This window comes from Amycolatopsis sp. AA4 (assembly GCF_002796545.1).
GTDB lineage: Bacteria > Actinomycetota > Actinomycetes > Mycobacteriales > Pseudonocardiaceae > Amycolatopsis.
The window spans coordinates 443,687-460,801 of sequence record NZ_CP024894.1; the positions used below are offsets into that span (position 1 = coordinate 443,687).

Consider the following 17,115-nt stretch of genomic DNA (forward strand, 5'->3'; position numbering starts at 1 on the left):
CGCCGTCCGGCAATCCTCTACGACCCGGTTTTCGACGGTTCCTTCGTCAGCGCGTGGTTGAGCGCGGTCAGGAAGGCCAGCAGCCGAGGGCCGAAGCGACGCAGGTCATTGTCCTGTTCGACGCCGCCGTACCAGGAGAGGCCGGCCTGGCCGTCGGCGTCCGGGTCCAAGTCGGCGAACGCGCCGAGCCAGCGTTCGGTGTCGCCGAGCACCACCGCGTACGGCAGAGAACGGGAGAACACCATCTCGCGGTCCGCCGGGCGTTCGATGTCTTCCGCGCGCACCCGGTGCAGGTAGCGCAACAGCCCGCGGATCTGGCCGGCGACCGCGCGGCCGCGGGCGGTGCGGGACGGCAGCAGCGCGCGAGCCGCGGCGAGACCCAGGCCGGCGAGCGCGACCGCGACGCCCAGCAGCGCGTGCCCGACGGTGAACGAAAGCACCGCCGTCGCGACCAAGCCGAGCACGAACAGCAGGATGCCGGGCAGCGCCAGCACCCCGCGCGCGGTGTCCGGACGACGCGAGAACCATTGGCTGGCAACGGCGTCCCGGTACATCGCGTCCTGGATCGGTGCCGCGTCGAGATCGTTCAGCCGGGACAACAGGACGGTGTCGGCGCCTTCCGGCAGCAGCGTTTCGTAGACCACCCGCTCGAAATCGCGCAGGTGCTCGTCCGGCGGGTTCCGCCGGGAGATCTGCCAGTCCGGCCCGGGAAGCTCGGCCAGCCACAGGTAATTCCGCACCGCCAGATCGACGACGGTGGCCGCGATGTCCACCGGGTCCACCGACTCGTCCATCACGGTGCCGATCTGCCCGGGAAGCACCCCGTCCGGAGAAGCGAACCAAGTTCGGCCGTTTTCCTGCAACAGGACTTCGATTGTGGTATCGCCGGCGCTGGTCGCGAGTTCGTCTTTCTTTCGGAGCCGCCATACGAATAGCGCGAGGGCAATCAGCAAAACGGCAACCGCGGCGAATCCGATGACGGACGGCAAGGTGAGCGAGAACGCCGCCGCCAATGCGCTGGCCGGCACGAAATCGGCATTCGCCGGCGCGGTGCCCGGCGGCAGTCCGACAGACAGTTCCATTCGCGCGCCCGGCGGCAAATCGTTCTGCTGCAGCCGCAGCACGCCGGTGTGGTCGACCTCGGACAGCGTGCACGGCTGGTTCGCGCCGATCGAACAGGTCACCGGCGCCATCTGCCGGGCCGGGGCGAGGAAGGACGCCTTGATTTCCTTCACCGGCCGGTCGAAGCCGCCCGCGACGAGGGCGCGCACCTGCTGGCCGCCGCCCTGGTCGGCGAGGGCGCCGGCGAGTGTGTAGACGACGGTGGATTCGCCCGCGCCGAAGGTGAGCGTGAACTGGTCGTCGGCCTGCGCGACGGCGCTGCCGCCGATGGCCTTCGCGTCCCGCACCGTGTAGCGGAGGTCCTGCCCGTCGTCAGCGGGCAGCCGCAGCGGCAACGTGGACACCAGTCGCTGTCCACCTGGGACAGTCACCTTCTCGGTGACTTGGAAGCCGCCGTCGCGCAACAGTTTCAGTGCGATTTCCGCAGTCGCTTCGGGGGACGCTTGCGCATTCTCGGAATGCCGCCCGGTTCCGGAGAAGGCTGCCGCCGGACTCGGGCCGGATAGCACCGCCAATGCCGCGATCGCCGCCGCGGAAACCCATTTCCTCGCCACGGCAGCAGAGCCTAGAGCACACCGGCTAGGCTGGGCGCCCCGGCAGCGAAAAAAGCCGGATTACGCGAATCACGCAATCGCAGGGGGAACGATGACCTGGCCACCGCAAGGCGGTCCTTATCCGGTTCCGCCGGGAACTGCCCCGCTCCCGCCGCCGCGGCCGCTGCCGCCGGGTGCCGGGATGCCCGGCGGTGGAACGGCGGGGCCGGGGATGCCGCCGGGACAGCAGTTTCCGGGCGGGCCGCCGCTTCCGCCGGCGCCGCAGTTCCCTCCCGGGCCGCCGTTTCCCGCTGCCGGCCCGGTAGTTCCGTTGCCGCCGCCCGCCGTGCCGCTGCCGCCACCGCAGGTCGCTCCGGTGCCGGGACCATTCGCCGCGTCCCCTGGGGCGCCCGCGCCGGCGTTCGGTCCGGACGCCCGGCTCGACGGCTATCGCACCGCGCGCCCGCCGAAGAAATCGCACGCCGGGGTGATCGTGCTGGTGTCCGTGCTGGGGGCGATCGTGCTGGTCCTCGGGGGACTGGCAGCGCTCGGTTCGGCCGTGCACAAAGACAAGCGCGTCGACGCGGCGAGCACCCCGCCGCCGACGTATTCCTCGATCTCCAGGGAAATGCCGTCCACTCGGTACCCCACCGAAAGAAGCACTTCGACCACGACCGCCTCGACAACCAGGGAAACCCGCGAAACCACCAGCGGCTCGGAACCGGCGTCCGAGGCCCCGCCGGCGCCTCGCGGTCCGCGACCGGTGAAGGAGACCGCGCGGAACCCGCTGTTCGCCAGCGCCGACGCCGGATTGCGGAACGTGGCGTGCACGCTCAGCCGCTGGAGTTCGGACCGGGCCGGCGCGGAACGGTTCTTCCAGTCCGGCATCCGCTGCCTGGACACGGTGTGGGCGCCGGTGCTCGGTGACGCCGGCCTTCCGTTCGAGAGCCCGAACCTGGTGGTCGCGCAGTCCGGCCAGATGCAAAGCCCGTGCACTTCGTCCGGTGACAATTTCGCCGCCTACTACTGCCCGACGAACGAGACCATCTACATGCCGATGGACAAGCTCCAGATCGAGGACTACGGCGCGCATCCCGGCATCTACCTCGCGGTGCTGGCCCACGAATACGGGCACCACGTGCAGAACCTGTCCGGCGTCGAGGACGCGATGAGCGAACAGCGGTACGACGCGGGCGCCGACTCCGCCGCCGGGCTGGAGCTGTCCCGCCGTCTGGAACTGCAGGCGCAGTGCTTCTCCGGCATGTTCCTCGGTGCGTCGTCGAACGCGGGCGGGTCGATCGACCGCAACATCTACAACGAGGCCTGGAACTCCGAGGACCGCGGAGACCACGGCGACGGTCCTCGCGACCACGGCACCGACGAGCACTCCGCCGCCTGGTGGCGCCAGGGCGCGACGAAGAACCGCACCCAGCAGTGCAACACCTGGGCGGCGAACTCCTCCGACGTGGCCTGAACGCCGTGAAGGACTCCTTGAGGGAATCAGATTCCCTCAAGGAGTCCTTCACGGATCGTCAGGCGGTTACTGGCTGGCCCTGGCCGCAGCGTCCTCCGAAGCGGACAGCGCCGGAGCAGACCCCAGCAGCGGCTTCTTCGCGGTTTCCTTCAGCTTCAGCAGCGTGAGCACGCCGACCACGCCCGCTATCATCAGGTAGTAGCCGGGCCACTTGAGATCCCCGGTCGCCAGCACCAGTGCGCTCATCACCAGCGACACCGTCCCGGCGAACGCGGACACGAAGATGTTGAACGAGATCGACAGCCCGCCGTAGCGGATCTCGGTCGGGAACAGCGCGGGCAGCGTCGACGGGCAGGTCGACGAGAAGCAGATCAGCAGCAGTCCCATGAGGACCAGGCCGAGCAGCACCGAGATCAGCGAGCCGCTCTTGAGCAGCAGCACCATCGGAAGGCCGAGCACGATCAGCCCGCCCGCGCCGACCCACAGGATCGGCTTGCGGCCGACCTTGTCGCTGAGCCTGCCCAGCAGCGGGATCAGCAGCACGCCCAGCCACAGCACGCCGATCTGCAGCCACTCCGCCGCGGTCGCCGAGATCGCCTGCCCGCCGTTCGCGGACATCGTGCGGTCGTCCTTGAGGTAGGTCGGCATGTAGCTGGTCAGCATGTAGTTGGTGACGTTCCAGGTCACCACGAGGCCGCCGGCCAGCAGCATCGTCGGCCAGTACTTCGTGAAGATCGTGCGCACGACGTGCTGGGACTGGGCGTCCTCGCGCTTGCCGGATTCGTCGAGCAGCTGCTGGAAGGCCGGGGTCTCCTCGAGCTTCGTCCGGAGGTAGACCCCGACGATGCCGAGCGGAAGCGCGACCATGAACGGGATCCGCCAGCCCCAGGTGTCCATGAAGGCCGGCGTGGAAACCAGCGGGAGCACCGACGAGACGGTCGCGCCCAGCGCGTACCCGATGAAGGTGCCGAACTCCAGGAAGCTGCCGAAGTAGCCGCGGCGGCGGTCCGGGCTGTACTCGGCGATGAACGTCATCGCGCCGGCGTACTCGCCGCCGGTGGAGAAGCCCTGCAGGACCCGCGCGCAGACCAGCAGGATCGGCGCGGCCAGGCCGATCGAGGAGTACGACGGGATCAGTCCGATGAGGAACGTGCCGGTCGCCATCAGGATGACCGTCACCGCGAGCACCTTGGTCCGGCCGATCTTGTCGCCGAGCGGACCGAAGAACAGGCCGCCGAGCGGGCGCACCAGGAACGCCACCGCGAAGGTCGCGAACGTCGCGAGCTGGGCCAGCGCGGGATTGCCGGGCGGGAAGAACTGCGCCTCGATGGTGGTGGAGAGGTAGCCGTAGACCCCGAAATCGAACCACTCGGTGATGTTGCCGACCGCGGCCGCGCCGACCGCCCGGCGCATTGTCGCGTCGTCCGTGACGGTGGCGCCGCCCGACGGCCCCCTCCCGTCTGCTGCCTCTGTCACATCGCTCCCTTCGCGTTTTCAGGACTCACTGCGCAGAGCCCCCGCCATCACCTACCGCGAGCGGTCCAAAGCCTAACGTGATGCGTCTCACTCCCGCTCGGGGGTAGCGGAGGTAACGCAGACCGGGGAGCATGCGTTGTAGCAGGTAGATACCTGTAAAACCCCATCAACTCGCTCGCGTCTGCCAGCGGATCACCCGGATTCGCCGACGGCAGTGACGTGCGCAACCCGTGAGGAGGAGCCGCAATGACGGCAGTATTCGTGGCCATCGCAAGCTGTGCAACCGCGGGAGTCGCTGTAGCGGCCACCCTCGCGTCCTACGCGCAGCGCAAGTGGCGGGTTCGCGCCGTCGAGGCGTGACCTGTCCTAAGGCTTGACGATCCCGACGGCCAGGCCGAGGTCGACCAGGTCCTGCGGACGCAACCGCAGCTGGTCGGCCACGGCGGGCACGTCGGTCATCGGGCGTTTGAGGATCGCCGCCGCCGCTTCCGGGGAAGTGACCGAGAAGTAGGCGTCCGGGGCGATCCAGGTCGCGCCCGGAGCGGCGAAAGCCAGCGCGCCGCCGGAACCGCCTTCGCCGATCACCAGCGTGGTGACCGGCGCCGCGGCGGTGGCGATCGCTTCGAACAGTTCCGCGATAGCGGGTCCGATCCCGCCTTCTTCCGCTTCCGCGTCGTTTGCCGCGCCGGGAGTGTCCACCAAGGTCAGCACTGGAATCCCTAGCCGGGACGCCAGCTGCACGAGTCGTGCTGCAGTGCGGAAACCTGCCGGCCGGGTCGCGGTGCCGCACTGTGCTGCGTACGCGATCGCGCGGCCGTCTCGCCAGCCGAAGCCACATTGGACGCCTTCGTCCACGTGACCGGCACGGTCGCCTTGTACGTTCTCTCGCCAGTCGAAGTACGCGTCGAGGTACTCGGGTGCGCGCGCTCGCGAAGAAGCGCGCGCTGCACGTACGGCGTCCCAGCCGGTTTCGGGCAGCGTGGCACCGCGACGGGCGTTGGGCGGGGGCGCGGGCTCTGTCGACGGCGAAGCCAACAGCTGTAGCCATCGCGCGAGTACGTCGCCTAGCTCGGCTGTTTCAACGAGACGGTCGACCTGACCCCACTCCAGCTTCGCTTCAACGGTGTACGCCTCTGCGGGAGACGTCGCAGGCCGTACGCGGGAGCCTGCGAAGCCCACCTGCGCGTCTGGGAGCCCCAACACGACATCGGAACCGGCACCGAGCGTCGCCCAGCCGCCGCCGGTCGACGGGTCGCGCAGCACGGAAATCTGCGGGACCCCTGCCGCGCGCGCTTCCGCGGCGGCGCGCGCGATGCGTTGGAGCTGGGAGAGCGCGCGCATGCCGTGCTGCATCCGGCTGCCGCCAGTCGCGACCAGCGAAACCACTGGCAGGCCACGTTCTTTCGCGTGGGCGAAAGCGGCCTCGACGCGGTCGCCGGTCTGCTGTCCGATCGAACCGCCGAGGAAACCGAACTCCCAGGCGATCAGCACCGTCGGCACGTCGCCGATCCGGGCTTCCCCGACGACGACCGATTCGGTCTCGCCGGTGCGCGCGGCGGCGGCCGCCCGGGCCTCCGGATACCCCGGCCAGCCGAGCGGATCGTCCGCGGGAGCGTCCGGAAGGGACAGGTCGGTGAAGCCGGTGGAGAGGCCGGCCAGCAGCTCGCGCGCGGTGGTCCTCATCCCAGCGCTCGCTTCATGACTTTGCCCATGTCGTTGCGCGGCAAGGCATCCAGGTAGCGCACGACGCGCGGCCGCTTGTGCGGGGCGAGCAGCTTCGACACGTGGTCGGCGAGTTCCTCGACCGTCGGGCGCGCGCCGTCCGGCACGACCCAGGCGACGATCCGCTCGCCGAGGTCGTCGTCGGGTTCGCCGGTCACCGCGACCTCGGCGACGTTCGGGTGTTCCAGCAGCGCGTTCTCGATCTCGCCCGCGCCGATTTTGTAGCCGCCGCTCTTGATCAGGTCGGTGGCCTTGCGGCCGACGATCCGGACGTAGCCGTCGGGGTCGCGGGTGGCCATGTCGCCGGTGCGGAACCAGCCGCCGTCGAGCGCGGCGGCGGTCGCGTCCGGGCGGTTGAGGTATTCGGTGAACAGATTCGGCCCGCGGACCTGGATCTCGCCGACCGCGTCGGGATCGCTGATTTCGGCCCCGGTCTCGTCGACCAGCCGGAGGTCGACCCCGGCGAGCGGGACGCCGACCGAACCCGGCTTGCGCTCGCCATCGGCGCGGACGCTGGTGTTCATCAGGGTTTCGGTCATGCCGTAGCGCTCGACGACCTGCTGTCCGGTCGCGGCGGTGATCCGCTGGTGGTCGTGCACCGGCAGCGCGGCCGAGCCGGAGACCAGCAGCCGCGCGGACTTGAGCGCGCCGGCGAGGGCTTCGTCGGTCGCGACCGCCTCGGCGATCCGGTGGTACATCGTCGGGACGCCGAACAGCATCGTCGCGCCGTTCGCGAGTTCCTCGGTGACGCCTTCGAGCGAGAACCGGCCGAGGTGGCGGACCGTCCCGCCGCGGCGCAGCGGACCGAGGATGCCGAGGATCAGGCCGTGGACGTGGAAGAGCGGCAGGCCGTGGACGAGCACGTCGTCGGCGGTCCACTGCCAGGCGTCCTCCAGCGCGTCGAGCGTGGTCGCGATCGCGCGGCGGGGGAGCACCACGCCCTTGGGCGGGCCGGTCGTGCCGGACGTGTAGACGATGAACGCCGGTGCTTCGGAGTCCGGCTCGCTTGCCGGCGGCGTCCCGTCGCCCGCCAGCGGAATGTCGCGCCGCGGCAGGTCGAGCGCGGCAGGCAGTGCGACGCCGGGTTCGGCGAGCACCAGCGCGGGTTCGCTGTCGGCGAGGATGTGGCCGAGTTCGCGTTCGCCGATCTTGGGGTTGAGCGGCACCACCGGAACCCCAGCGAGCAACGCGGCGACCACCGCGACGCTGGTGTGCAGCGTCGGCGTCGCCCACACCGCGACCCGGCGGTCCGCGGGCAGGTCAGCGGCCAGTGCGCCGGCGACCGCGCCGAGTTCGGCGTAGGTGAGTTTTCGGTCGCCGAAGCGCAGCGCTTCCTTGCCGGATCCGGCGGCGACTGCGGGAAACAGCGGATCGGGCACTTTCGCGGACCTCCTGCGTCACCGGCGGCTGGAACCGCACCGTACCGCCTTGTGGCGGTCGCCACCTGCGACGCGATTCACAGCTCCTGATTGTCAGGGGTACCCAGGCTCAGGCGAGATTATCGAGCAGCGCGCGCACCCGCTCGACCATCGTTTCGTAACGGGCCGGGGCGACGTTCACGTACCGCTCGCCGCCGTCGGTTTCGGAGAACGAGAACAGGTAGCGGCCGTGCTCGGTGTCGTAATACGTGCAGATGTCGCGCCCGCTGATCCGCCGCCCGCCCAGCCCGTCGCGCACCCCCGCGGTGATCTGGCCGCCGCCGACGCGCGGCAACGCGGCGACATCGAGCAGATGCCGGACGTCCTGCCGGGCCGGGCCGCCGTCGAGCGCCAGATTCAACGCCGACTCCGGCACCGACACGGCCTGCCCCTGTGCCGGCTGGACGCGCGGCAACTCGCGGATCAAGTCCTCCGCCAGCGCGTCCGGCCGAGCGGGCCGCAACACGACCGTGCTGGTCGAGGGCATGTGACAGGCGAGCACCGCGTCCTTGCCCAAGGCCGCGACGACCAGCCGATACCGCCGATCCCGCCCGCTCTCGACGGTCGCCGACAGTTCGCTGGCCCCGCGGCACAAGACGGTCATGGTCCGGGCGAACGTCTCGTCCAACCCGCCGCGGCCCCAGACGCCTTGGTCGGCCATCGCGCTCACCGCAGCTTCGCGGTACGCGCGTGCCTCCTCGGGATCACGCCACAACGGGTCGGGCGCGAGCGCCGTCGGGAGCGAAACCCCCGCCAGCTCCGCCGCGAGCGGCAAGCAGTCGGCAGGGAGCACCACCTCGCGGGTGAGCACGAGCATCGTCAGAGCCCGATCACCGGCGGAACCGCCTTGGGCAGGTCCCCGATGAGCGCCGCGTCGGGGTCCTGCTCGACCAGGTAGTCGGCGGTCTCGTGGACGAGGTCGTCCTCGCCTTCGCCCTTCTGCCCGCGGCCCATCGCGCCCGCACCCATGCCTCCCGGCGCTCCGGCGCGCCCGTTGGCCCCCGCCGCCGCCCCGCCTCGCGCGGTGACCTCGGCGTTGGGTCCGGAGCCGATTCCCGCTCCCCGGCCGACGTTGCTGCCCGCGTTGCCGCCGTTGCCGCTGCCTGGCCCGCCGATGCTGCCCGCGCTGCCTCCGCCGGTACCCGGTAGGCCCGTTGGGTAGAAGCTGCTGCCGCCGTTGCTGTTTCCGGTGCTGGGATTGCTGCTGTTGACCGACCAGGAGGTGCTGTTGGGGCTGCCGGTGCTCGTCAGATCCGGCGGAACATACCCGGACGTCCGAGTGTCGTCCGGCAGGTTCGCAGGCGGAGGCACATGCCGCCCCGACTCCGGCGGATTCCCGGGCGGCGGGGTGTAGCGCTCCGGATCCCACCGATGAGTCTCCGAAGGCGGCAAGGTTCCCGGCGGACCGGTGCGATCGTTGGTGTGATCGCGGTGGCCGGAGCTGCCGCTGGTGTCGCCGGTGCTGGCGGTGTTGCTGGTGTTGCCCGTGTTGCCGCCGACGTAGCCGCCCTCGGAGTAAGTGCCAGCGGTGCCGCCAGTACCGCCCGGGGTGTAGTGCGTGGGCAGATGCGCGGTCCCGGTGCCGCCGGGCTGGGTGATGGTGAAGTCACCGCCCGCGGAGGGGAGAGCGAGCTGCCCGTATTGGGACGGGTCTGCCCAGCGAGCGGAGTTCTCCGTCGACTCCCCGTGATACGACTGGTAGCTGTTGACGACTTCTTGCGCCTTCTTTTCCCACTCCTCGATTTCGCTGGCCCGGTTGGACATGAACGACAAGGGAGTGTCGCTGACCCAGTCGTCCGCCGGCTTGTCCCCGAGATCGCCGACGGCAGCGATTTTGTCGCGGAGTCCGTCGAAGGAACCGCCTTGGCCGGAGTAGAGCGCCTGAGCTTGCGCGAGGTGCTGGCCACTGGTCTGAGACGCTTGGACCAGCGGCCCGGCCCCGACGTACGCCCGCCCGGCGGCGTCGCCCTTCCAGTACGCGTCCATGGCGCTCTGGAGCTGCCGCATCTCGTTGGCGATGTCCTCGTGCTGCGCGGAAAGCGCCGCGGACTGGTCGGAACCGTGGAACATTCCGCCGGACCCCTTGCCCGATTTGACCAGGCGAACGATTTCCTGCGGGGTGAGGTTGGCCATCAAGCACCTGCCTTGATAGTGGTGACAGCAGCGGCGGCGGTTTTTGCTGCCAGCGCGCACGGATCGGCGTAGCCGGGGAACGATTTGTCGAGCATCACGGAGGCGGTGAAGGTTTCGTCGTCTTTGATCCCGACCGCGATTTGGCAGCCGCCGCGCTTGCGGTCGTCGGTGGTGCCCGCGAAGACGGCGGGGTAGCCGTTGACGTCTGGGGCGACCTCGAAGTACCCGGATTCGCTTTCGCTGTTGGTGTAGGCGCCGGCCAGACCGCCCTGCCCGGGGAGCAACCCGAGACCGACGCTGTTGTCCCTGTCGTCGTACCAGGTGCACAGAGGTGCGACGAGGCCCTGCCCTTGCCGGTGGCGGACGGCGTTGATGACTTCGGTTGCCTGGGCTTGGCTGAGCAGGGCGCAGGGGTTCTGCTCGTATTTAGTGGCGTCGAGAGGGTTGTTCACCTTGGGCACGCTGCGCGCGGTGCTCGTCGCCGATGTCGACTCGGGCGTCGCAGGAACCGGCGTCCCTGGAGTCGAGGAGCAGGCCGTAACAGCGAGGAGCAGCAGGCTGCCGGTGGCAGTGCGCACGACCGGCCTCACGGACGCTGATGTGCTGGGCGGCCTGATGACGTCCAGCACAATGCGGTTTGCCATCAGGCACCCGCCTTGATCGTGGTGAGAGCGGCCGTAGCTGTTTTCACCGCGAGCGAGCACGGGTCGTTATACAAGGGGGAAGTCGTCCGGAGCCGCACGGAGGCGGTGAAGACCTCGTCGTCTTTGATTCCGACGGCGATTTGGCAGCCGCCGCGTTTCCGGTCGTCGGTCGTGCCAGCGAAGACAGCGGGGTAGCCATTGACATCCGGTGCGGCCTCGAAGTAGCCGGATTCGCTGCCGCTGTTGGTGTAGGCGCCAGCGAGGCCGCCCTGACCGGGAAGCAGCCCGAGGCCGACACTGTTGTTGTCGGCGTCATACCAGGTGCAGATGGGTGCGACGAGACCCTTGCCCTGGCGATTGCGGACCGAGTTGATGACCTCGGTCGCCTGAGTTTGAGTGAGCAGGGCGCAGGGGTTCTGCTCGTACTTGGCGGCGTCGAGCGGGTTGCTCACCTTGGGCACGTTGTGCGTGGTGCTGGTCGGTGCTGACGACGACACAGTTGTCGCTGGAACCGGGGTGCCTGGGGTCGAGGAGCAGGCAGTGACGGCGAGCAGAACGAGGCCGCCGGCCGCGGCCAGAGCGAAGGGCTTCACCGGTTCATCCTTGCTTGCGCAGGCTGTTGGTGTTGGCGTGGTCCTGGCTCTCGTATTTGGCGATGGCGTCTCTCAACTTGTCCGCGTATCCCTGTGCGTAAGCCTGTTGCTGCTGAAGGCTGGTCACATAAGCGTCGGCGTGGCCGTCAGCGGCCTTCTTCTGCATCGTGCTGGCCGGATCGTCGGCGGGTGGGGGAACGACCTTCAGCTGGTCGCCGACCCGCACCATGTCGTTGAGCTTGTCCGCGATTTCCTGCCACTTAGGCTGCAGCCTCTTCATCGCGTCGATGTCCATGTTGAACCCGCCACCGGCCGCCGCAGCGTTGACCTTGGCGTCTTCGGCCGCGCGCTGCTGGTAGACGCGCACGCCGTTGGAGTTCATCGCTTCGCCGAACTGCTTGTCCTGGCGGTCGCGTTTGGCCTGCTCTTCCGGGTCGACGTACCCAGCGCGCCCGTCCGTCGGCTCGCTGTTGCTGGACGGCTGCCCATTGCCCACGATGACGCTCCCCCTCGCTCCCGGCGGCGCTGTCTGCGGCTGCCGATGCTGTGACTCAGCTTAATCGGTCGAGGTTCCGCGTGCGGACAAAATCCCCCAAGCCGGGCAGGTGCCAGGGAGGCGGTGGTAACGACCGCCTTGGTCACGCAGCGTATCCACGTGGAACCGGCCTGCCCGCTCCTCGGCTCCCATCAGACCCGAGCTATCCTGGGAAATCGTGCTGGTATTGGCGATCGACACGGCTACTCCGGCGGTAACGGCGGGCATCGTTGCCGTCGACGAGGCTGAGCTTGTCACCCGGGCGGACCGCGTCACGGTGGATGCTCGGGCGCACGGCGAGTTGATCGCCCCGCACGCGCTGGCGGCCGCGGAGGCGGCTGGGGTCACGCTGCGCGAGCTCGACGCGATCGTGTGCGGCGTGGGGCCGGGGCCGTTCACCGGACTGCGCGCTGGCATGGCCACGGCGGCTGCGTACGCGCACGCGCTCGGCATTCCGGCGTACCCGGTGTGCAGCCTCGACGCGATCGCGGCGGACGTCGTACGCACGGAGAAGCCGTTTCTCGTCTTCACAGACGCGCGGCGGCGCGAGGTCTACTGGGCTGCGTACGACGCTTCGGGTGCGCGCACGGACGGTCCGCACGTACAGCGGCCCGCGGACATCGAGACTGACATTCGCGTAGCGGCGGGCGACGGCGCGTTGCAGTACGCGGCAGCGGTGGGCGTGGTGCCGATAGAGCCGCGGTTTCCGTCGCCGGCTGGGTTGGTGCGCGTCGCGCGTACGGCGCTTCTCGAGCACGCGGAGCCGGAGCCGTTGACGCCGCTGTACCTGCGCCGTCCGGACGCTGTTGAGCCCACTGCGCGCAAGAGGGTGACCGCACTGTGAAGCTCGACCAGTTGCGCCGCGCTGACGTCGCGAGGTGCGCGGAGATCGAGAAGATCCTCTTTCCCGGCGACGACCCGTGGAGTGCGCGCGCGTTCCATTCCGAACTCGACCAGGGGCACTACTACCTGGCGGCGCGGTCGGACGACGGGGAAACGCTGCTCGGGTACGCGGGGCTCGCGGTGGTCGGGCGACGCGGGGACTACGAGGCGAACGTCCACACGATCGGCGTGGTGCCGGAGGCGCAGGGGCAGGGCATCGGCAAGGCGCTGCTTCGTGCGTTGCTGGCACGCGCGGACGAGCTGCACGCGGCCGTGTTCCTCGAAGTGCGCACGGACAACGACCCTGCCGTGAAGCTGTACGAGGCGCACGGTTTCCAGAAACTCGGCATCCGGAAGCGCTACTACCAGCCCTCCGGCGCTGACGCGTTCACCATGGCCCGCCCCGCGCAGGCCCCGGCACGAGACGAGGTGGCCGGCTGATGGCACGCGTCATCATGGGCATCGAAAGCTCCTGCGACGAGACCGGAGTCGGCCTTGTCCGCCTGCACGACGACGGCACGGTGGAACTGCTCGCCGACGAGGTCGCGTCCAGTGTGGACCAGCACGCGCGCTTCGGCGGGGTCGTGCCGGAGGTCGCCAGCCGGGCGCATCTCGAAGCGATGGTGCCGACCGCGGAGCGCGCGTTCGCGACCGCCGGGCTGAAACTGTCCGATGTGGACGCGATCGCGGTGACGGCCGGGCCAGGTCTCGCGGGCGCGTTGCTGGTGGGGGTTTCGGCGGCGAAAGCGTATGCGACGGCGTTGGATGTGCCGCTGTACGGCGTGAATCACCTCGCTGGCCACATCGCGGTGGACACATTGCAGCACGGCCCGTTGCCGGCGCCGGTGTTGGCTTTGCTGGTTTCCGGCGGCCACACGCAACTGTTGCGAGTGGACGACATCGCGTCGAGCATCACCGAGCTCGGGTCCACTGTGGACGACGCGGCGGGCGAGGCGTACGACAAGGTCGCGCGCGTGCTGGAGCTTCCGTATCCGGGCGGGCCGCCGATCGACAAGGCGGCCAAGCAGGGCAACCCGAAGGCGATCGCGTTCCCACGCGGGATGACCGGTCCGCGCGACGCGAAGTTCGACTTTTCCTTCTCCGGCTTGAAAACCGCGGTGGCACGCTGGGTGGAGAACGCCGAGCGAGCTGGCGACGAGGTGCCGGTGAACGACGTCGCGGCGTCCTTTCAGGAAGCGGTCGCGGACGTTCTCACCGCGAAGGCGATCCGTGCCGCGCGCGAACAGAACATCGGCACATTGGTGATTTCCGGTGGCGTGGCAGCGAATTCGCGGCTTTCCGAGCTGGCGGCGGAGCGCTGCGCGGAGGCTGGCATCGAGCTGCGCGTACCGCGACCTCGCCTGTGCACGGACAACGGCGCGATGATCGCGGCGTTGGGGGCACACGTGGTGGCGGCAGGCCGTCCCGTGGCACCGCTGGACTTCTCGGCGAACCCGGGCCTTCCGGTCAATGTTGTGTCCCTTTAGGACTCACCAGGGCGGCGGAGTTCTCGGACACCCCCAGCAACGCCTCGATCGCCGCGGCGGACAGCGCGGCCGCGGAGCCGTCTCCGTACGGATTCGCTGACGCAGCAGCACTGAGCTCGCCCCGAAGAATCCGCGCGGCGGTATCGGTGATCAGGTCCGGATCGGTGCCGACCAGCCAAGCGCAACCAGCTTCGACAGCCTCCGGGCGTTCCGTGGTATCGCGCAGCACCAGCACCGGCGTACCGAACGTGGGCGCTTCTTCTTGGATGCCACCGGAATCCGTCAGCACAAGCGACGCCAACCGCAGCGCGCGCACGAGATCCGGGTATTCCAGCGGCTCCGTGACGGTCACCCGCGCGACCCCGCCCAGTACTTGCTCAACCTGCTCCCGCACCGCCGGATTCGGATGCGCCGGGAAAAGCACCTGCACCCGCGGGTGGGCATCCACGATCTGCCGCACCGCGGTCAGCGTGCGCGTCAACGGCTCGCCCCACGACTCGCGGCGATGCGACGTCACCAGCACCAGCTGTTCGCCAGCTTCGGCGATTCCCATCTCCAGCAAGGCAAGCGCCGGATCGCGGGCGGGCAAGTCGCGCGCGGCAACCGCTAGCACGGCGTCCACAACGGTGTTGCCAGTACGCGTGATCCGTTCCGCAGGCACGCCTTCGGCCAACAACGCCGCGCCCGCGGCCGCCGTCGGAACCAGGTGGAGCGCGGCGATGCGCGAGATCATCTGCCGCGTTCCCTCCTCGGGGAACGGCGACGCCAGGTCGTGCGTGCGCAGTCCGGCTTCGAGGTGGACCACCGGAATGCCGAGCCAGAACGCGGCGAGCGCGCCGGCCAGTCCGGTCGTGGTGTCGCCTTGCACGACGACTGCCGACGGCTGGTATCGGCGCAGCGCGGCGTCGAGCGCGGGCAGCAGGCCGGACACGAGTTCCGCCTGCGTGCCGGACACCCGCGGCGGCACGTCGAGCCACGCGTCGATCCCGACCTCGAAGGGGGCCAGCGCCTGTTCGACCATGCCCTGGTGCTGACCGCTGTGCACGACGAGCGGCCGCAACCCGGGCCGGGCGTCCAGTGCCAGCGCGAGCGGCGCGAGCTTGACCGCCTCCGGGCGCGTCCCGGCCAGCAGCATCACGTCCAACGTTTTCACCCTTTCGAGTGTCCCGGAAATCCGGGCTGCCGGCGGGGTCAGCGCCGGCAGCCCGGATTCTTCAGCCGTCCAGGCGGGCGAATCGCCGATTCCGGCGGCGGACGGCGACCAGCGCGACGATCCCGAGGATCACCAGCGCCACGCCGACCGCGAGCCACCAGCCGACATCGGCACCGGTGGCGGCGAGGGTGCCCACCCCGCCACCGGCGACGCCGACCCCGGCGCCAGGCATCTTGTACATCGATCCCTCACCTCACCGGGGTCAGGCAGCCGAACGACGCCGGGAGAAGCGAAGGCCGACCGGCACCGCGATCGCGGCCACCACGCCGAAGCCGATCCACATGCCGGCGCCCGAGGCGAGCGGCATCGGCGGAGCGGCCGGGCCGCAGGTCGCCGAGGACAGGATCACGTCGCCCGAACCGAGCGCGCCCAGCGCGTCGCCGCCGAGCAGCTTCAGGTGCAGGGCGTTGACGGTGAGGCTGCCGTCGCTGTTCTTGATCTGCTCGTTCAGGATCAGCGTCGCCACGTGCAGCGGGCCGACCTGGACCTTCAGCTGGGTGTTCGCCGCCGGGGTGGCGTCGACATTGCCCAGGCTGCCGAGGTTCGCGCCGACCAGCGTGGTGCTGCCCTTGACGCCTTCCTGCGTCGCGGTGCAGACGGCTTCGACCGCCTTGGCGCCGACGTTGCCGACAGCGGCCTTGAGCAGCGGCAGCCCGACGTCGGCGACGGACGCCTTCGACGTGACCGCGCCGGAGTTGTCGTCGCGCACCGCGGACGTGTTGATCACGCCGGTGGTGAGCACGCCTGGCACGTTCGCGGAGACCGCGGTGTTTTCCGTCGGGCCGTTGGTGTTCGCGGCCGCGAGCGGGCCGAGATGCACCGCGGGCTGGCCGAGCAGCGTCACGTTGACGTTGACGCCGTAGGCCGACCCGTCACCGGGAGCGGCGCTGGCCGGAGCGGCTCCGGCCAAGGCGATGCTCGCCACGACAACGGCGAGCATTCCGCCTCGTCGCACGAGGTGTCTCTTCACTGGTCCTCCGATTTTTCTCAGGGCGAGCCGCTGCACGGACGAATCCCGCTGAGCAAGAGTCGGCACGCGGATCGGTTATCGGCGGAGGTTTGCGAAATGGCACAGTTTTTTGTCCTCAATCACCACATCGGGTGATATTGATTCGCTTTTCCCCAGGTAGCGTGAAGCATCACTCGAACGGAGTAGCAAGCTTAGGTAAGAATATGCCGAAAGCTGCTCGGGTGTCCCCGGAACGGGGCTGCCCGGCGAAGGGCGGAAACCGTCGCGGCCACGACCGTGGCCGGGGTCCGCCCCGGTTCCGCTGGGTTTCTTCTCGAGAGGGTCGTCGTGACAGCAGTCAACGCGCCGGTGTCGGGCGCATCCCGGTTTTCGCTGCGTATCGCGGTGTTCGGGGTGCTCGCCGCGGGGGTGGCGCTGGTGCTCGTGGAACGCGGGTACCGCGAGCTGGAGGTGCGACTGGCCGGGGCCATCCTCCGGGTTGTCACCTCTTCGGGGGTCTACGTGGCCGGAAACCGGGAATCGGTCTACTTCGGGTTGTCTGGCGATACTCCATTCGGGTTGCGGATGACTCCGGAATGCTCGTCGGTCTTTCTTCTTCTACCGTTGCTATTAGTGACGGCCGCACTTCTGTGGTTCCGGCCACAAAATGCCCGTCGGCTCTTTTTCTCGCTGGGAATCGCCGCGATCGCGGTGGTTTTGGTTAATCAGTTACGGATTCTCACCATCGTCGGGCTGGTCAACGGCCTCGGCACCGACGAGGGCTACTACTGGGGCCACACCCTGCTCGGCTCGCTGGTCAGCGTCATCGGCGGCGCGATCTCGCTGGTGCTGTTCGTGTGGCTGGCGACGCGGAAGACGAAGGCCGAGAAGCGGGCCGCGGCGTGAGCGACTCCGGCCTGAAGATCCTGCTGTC

General features: G+C 69.4%; 17 protein-coding genes. 5 read left to right on the forward strand and 12 right to left on the reverse strand.

Annotated features, from left to right (window positions below; translation table 11 throughout):
* Positions 1 to 17: 17 nt before the first annotated feature.
* The gene (locus tag CU254_RS02275; RefSeq protein ID WP_353611743.1) at positions 18 to 1,466 is read right to left on the reverse strand and encodes a hypothetical protein; all 1,449 of its coding nucleotides are present in this window, start codon (positions 1,464 to 1,466) and stop codon (positions 18 to 20) included.
* 565 nt (positions 1,467 to 2,031) lie between these two features.
* On the opposite strand from CU254_RS02275, the gene CU254_RS02280 reads away from it, so the two are divergent.
* Positions 2,032 to 3,129 (forward strand): neutral zinc metallopeptidase, encoded by a 1,098-nt coding sequence (locus CU254_RS02280; RefSeq protein ID WP_199785756.1) that lies wholly within the window; start codon positions 2,032 to 2,034, stop codon positions 3,127 to 3,129.
* A gap of 66 nt (positions 3,130 to 3,195) precedes the next feature.
* Here CU254_RS02280 and CU254_RS02285 read toward each other — a convergent pair whose 3' ends face one another.
* From CU254_RS02285 to CU254_RS02320, 8 genes are all read right to left on the reverse strand, one after another.
* Positions 3,196 to 4,605 (reverse strand): MFS transporter, encoded by a 1,410-nt coding sequence (locus tag CU254_RS02285; protein ID WP_009072379.1) that lies wholly within the window; start codon positions 4,603 to 4,605, stop codon positions 3,196 to 3,198.
* Positions 4,606 to 4,971: 366 nt separating this feature from the next.
* Entirely contained in the window at positions 4,972 to 6,288 is a 1,317-nt protein-coding gene (locus CU254_RS02290) for a carboxyl transferase domain-containing protein (RefSeq protein WP_009072381.1), read from the reverse strand.
* On the reverse strand, positions 6,285 to 7,706 hold the full coding sequence (locus CU254_RS02295; RefSeq protein WP_009072382.1) for an acyl-CoA synthetase: 1,422 nt from the start codon (positions 7,704 to 7,706) through the stop codon (positions 6,285 to 6,287). Before CU254_RS02295 ends, CU254_RS02290 begins: the two co-directional genes overlap by 4 nt.
* A 109-nt stretch (positions 7,707 to 7,815) precedes the next feature.
* Entirely contained in the window at positions 7,816 to 8,562 is a 747-nt protein-coding gene (locus CU254_RS02300; protein ID WP_009072385.1) for an ESX secretion-associated protein EspG, read from the reverse strand.
* Positions 8,563 to 8,564: 2 nt separating this feature from the next.
* Positions 8,565 to 9,878 carry a hypothetical protein gene (locus CU254_RS02305; RefSeq protein WP_050788106.1) on the reverse strand — a complete coding sequence of 438 codons (1,314 nt, stop codon included), beginning with the start codon at positions 9,876 to 9,878 and terminating at the stop codon, positions 8,565 to 8,567.
* Positions 9,878 to 10,522 (reverse strand): DUF3558 domain-containing protein, encoded by a 645-nt coding sequence (locus tag CU254_RS02310; RefSeq protein WP_100266690.1) that lies wholly within the window; start codon positions 10,520 to 10,522, stop codon positions 9,878 to 9,880. The genes CU254_RS02305 and CU254_RS02310 overlap by 1 nt, the downstream gene beginning before the upstream one ends.
* Complete coding sequence (locus tag CU254_RS02315) at positions 10,522 to 11,115, reverse strand: DUF3558 domain-containing protein (protein ID WP_009072389.1); 594 nt, start codon at positions 11,113 to 11,115, stop codon at positions 10,522 to 10,524. Before CU254_RS02315 ends, CU254_RS02310 begins: the two co-directional genes overlap by 1 nt.
* A 4-nt stretch (positions 11,116 to 11,119) precedes the next feature.
* Positions 11,120 to 11,611 carry a type VII secretion target gene (locus CU254_RS02320; RefSeq protein WP_009072392.1) on the reverse strand — a complete coding sequence of 164 codons (492 nt, stop codon included), beginning with the start codon at positions 11,609 to 11,611 and terminating at the stop codon, positions 11,120 to 11,122.
* Between the two features lie 217 nt (positions 11,612 to 11,828).
* Between CU254_RS02320 and tsaB the strand changes: the two genes are divergently transcribed.
* The 3 genes from tsaB to tsaD are packed head-to-tail and all read left to right on the forward strand — an operon-like array spanning position 11,829 to position 14,019.
* A complete protein-coding gene (gene tsaB, locus CU254_RS02325) occupies positions 11,829 to 12,494 on the forward strand; it encodes a tRNA (adenosine(37)-N6)-threonylcarbamoyltransferase complex dimerization subunit type 1 TsaB (RefSeq protein ID WP_009072395.1) in 666 nt (221 codons plus the stop codon).
* The gene (gene rimI, locus CU254_RS02330) at positions 12,491 to 12,973 is read left to right on the forward strand and encodes a ribosomal protein S18-alanine N-acetyltransferase (protein WP_009072396.1); all 483 of its coding nucleotides are present in this window, start codon (positions 12,491 to 12,493) and stop codon (positions 12,971 to 12,973) included. The genes tsaB and rimI overlap by 4 nt, the downstream gene beginning before the upstream one ends.
* Positions 12,973 to 14,019: a tRNA (adenosine(37)-N6)-threonylcarbamoyltransferase complex transferase subunit TsaD gene (gene tsaD / locus CU254_RS02335; protein ID WP_009072398.1), complete on the forward strand. Its 1,047-nt coding sequence runs from the start codon at positions 12,973 to 12,975 to the stop codon at positions 14,017 to 14,019. The genes rimI and tsaD overlap by 1 nt, the downstream gene beginning before the upstream one ends.
* Here the strand turns inward: tsaD and wecB are convergent.
* From wecB to CU254_RS02350, 3 genes are all read right to left on the reverse strand, one after another.
* On the reverse strand, positions 14,000 to 15,163 hold the full coding sequence (gene wecB, locus CU254_RS02340; protein ID WP_009072400.1) for a non-hydrolyzing UDP-N-acetylglucosamine 2-epimerase: 1,164 nt from the start codon (positions 15,161 to 15,163) through the stop codon (positions 14,000 to 14,002). The two genes, tsaD and wecB, sit on opposite strands and share 20 nt — an antisense overlap.
* Before the next feature lie 70 nt (positions 15,164 to 15,233).
* Entirely contained in the window at positions 15,234 to 15,413 is a 180-nt protein-coding gene (locus tag CU254_RS02345; protein WP_009072402.1) for an LPXTG cell wall anchor domain-containing protein, read from the reverse strand.
* A 21-nt stretch (positions 15,414 to 15,434) separates the two neighbouring features.
* Positions 15,435 to 16,187, reverse strand: coding sequence for a choice-of-anchor P family protein (locus CU254_RS02350; RefSeq protein WP_199785757.1), 753 nt, complete (start codon positions 16,185 to 16,187; stop codon positions 15,435 to 15,437).
* A gap of 393 nt (positions 16,188 to 16,580) precedes the next feature.
* Here CU254_RS02350 and xrtP point away from each other — a divergent pair, with 393 nt between their 5' ends.
* A complete protein-coding gene (gene xrtP, locus CU254_RS02355; RefSeq protein WP_037716458.1) occupies positions 16,581 to 17,087 on the forward strand; it encodes an exosortase P in 507 nt (168 codons plus the stop codon).
* The last annotated feature ends 28 nt before the right edge of the window (positions 17,088 to 17,115 follow it).

Bases quoted from the DNA above. Each gene is read 5' to 3' on its own strand.
- CU254_RS02305 (WP_050788106.1), bottom strand. From the start codon at position 9,878: ATGGCCAACCTCACCCCGCAGGAAATCGTTCGCCTGGTCAAATCGGGC.
- CU254_RS02310 (WP_100266690.1), bottom strand. From the start codon at position 10,522: ATGGCAAACCGCATTGTGCTGGACGTCATCAGGCCGCCCAGCACATCA.
- tsaD (WP_009072398.1), top strand. From the start codon at position 12,973: ATGGCACGCGTCATCATGGGCATCGAAAGCTCCTGCGACGAGACCGGA.
- CU254_RS02345 (WP_009072402.1), bottom strand. From the start codon at position 15,413: ATGTACAAGATGCCTGGCGCCGGGGTCGGCGTCGCCGGTGGCGGGGTG.
- CU254_RS02300 (WP_009072385.1), bottom strand. From the start codon at position 8,562: ATGCTCGTGCTCACCCGCGAGGTGGTGCTCCCTGCCGACTGCTTGCCG.
- CU254_RS02290 (WP_009072381.1), bottom strand. From the start codon at position 6,288: ATGAGGACCACCGCGCGCGAGCTGCTGGCCGGCCTCTCCACCGGCTTC.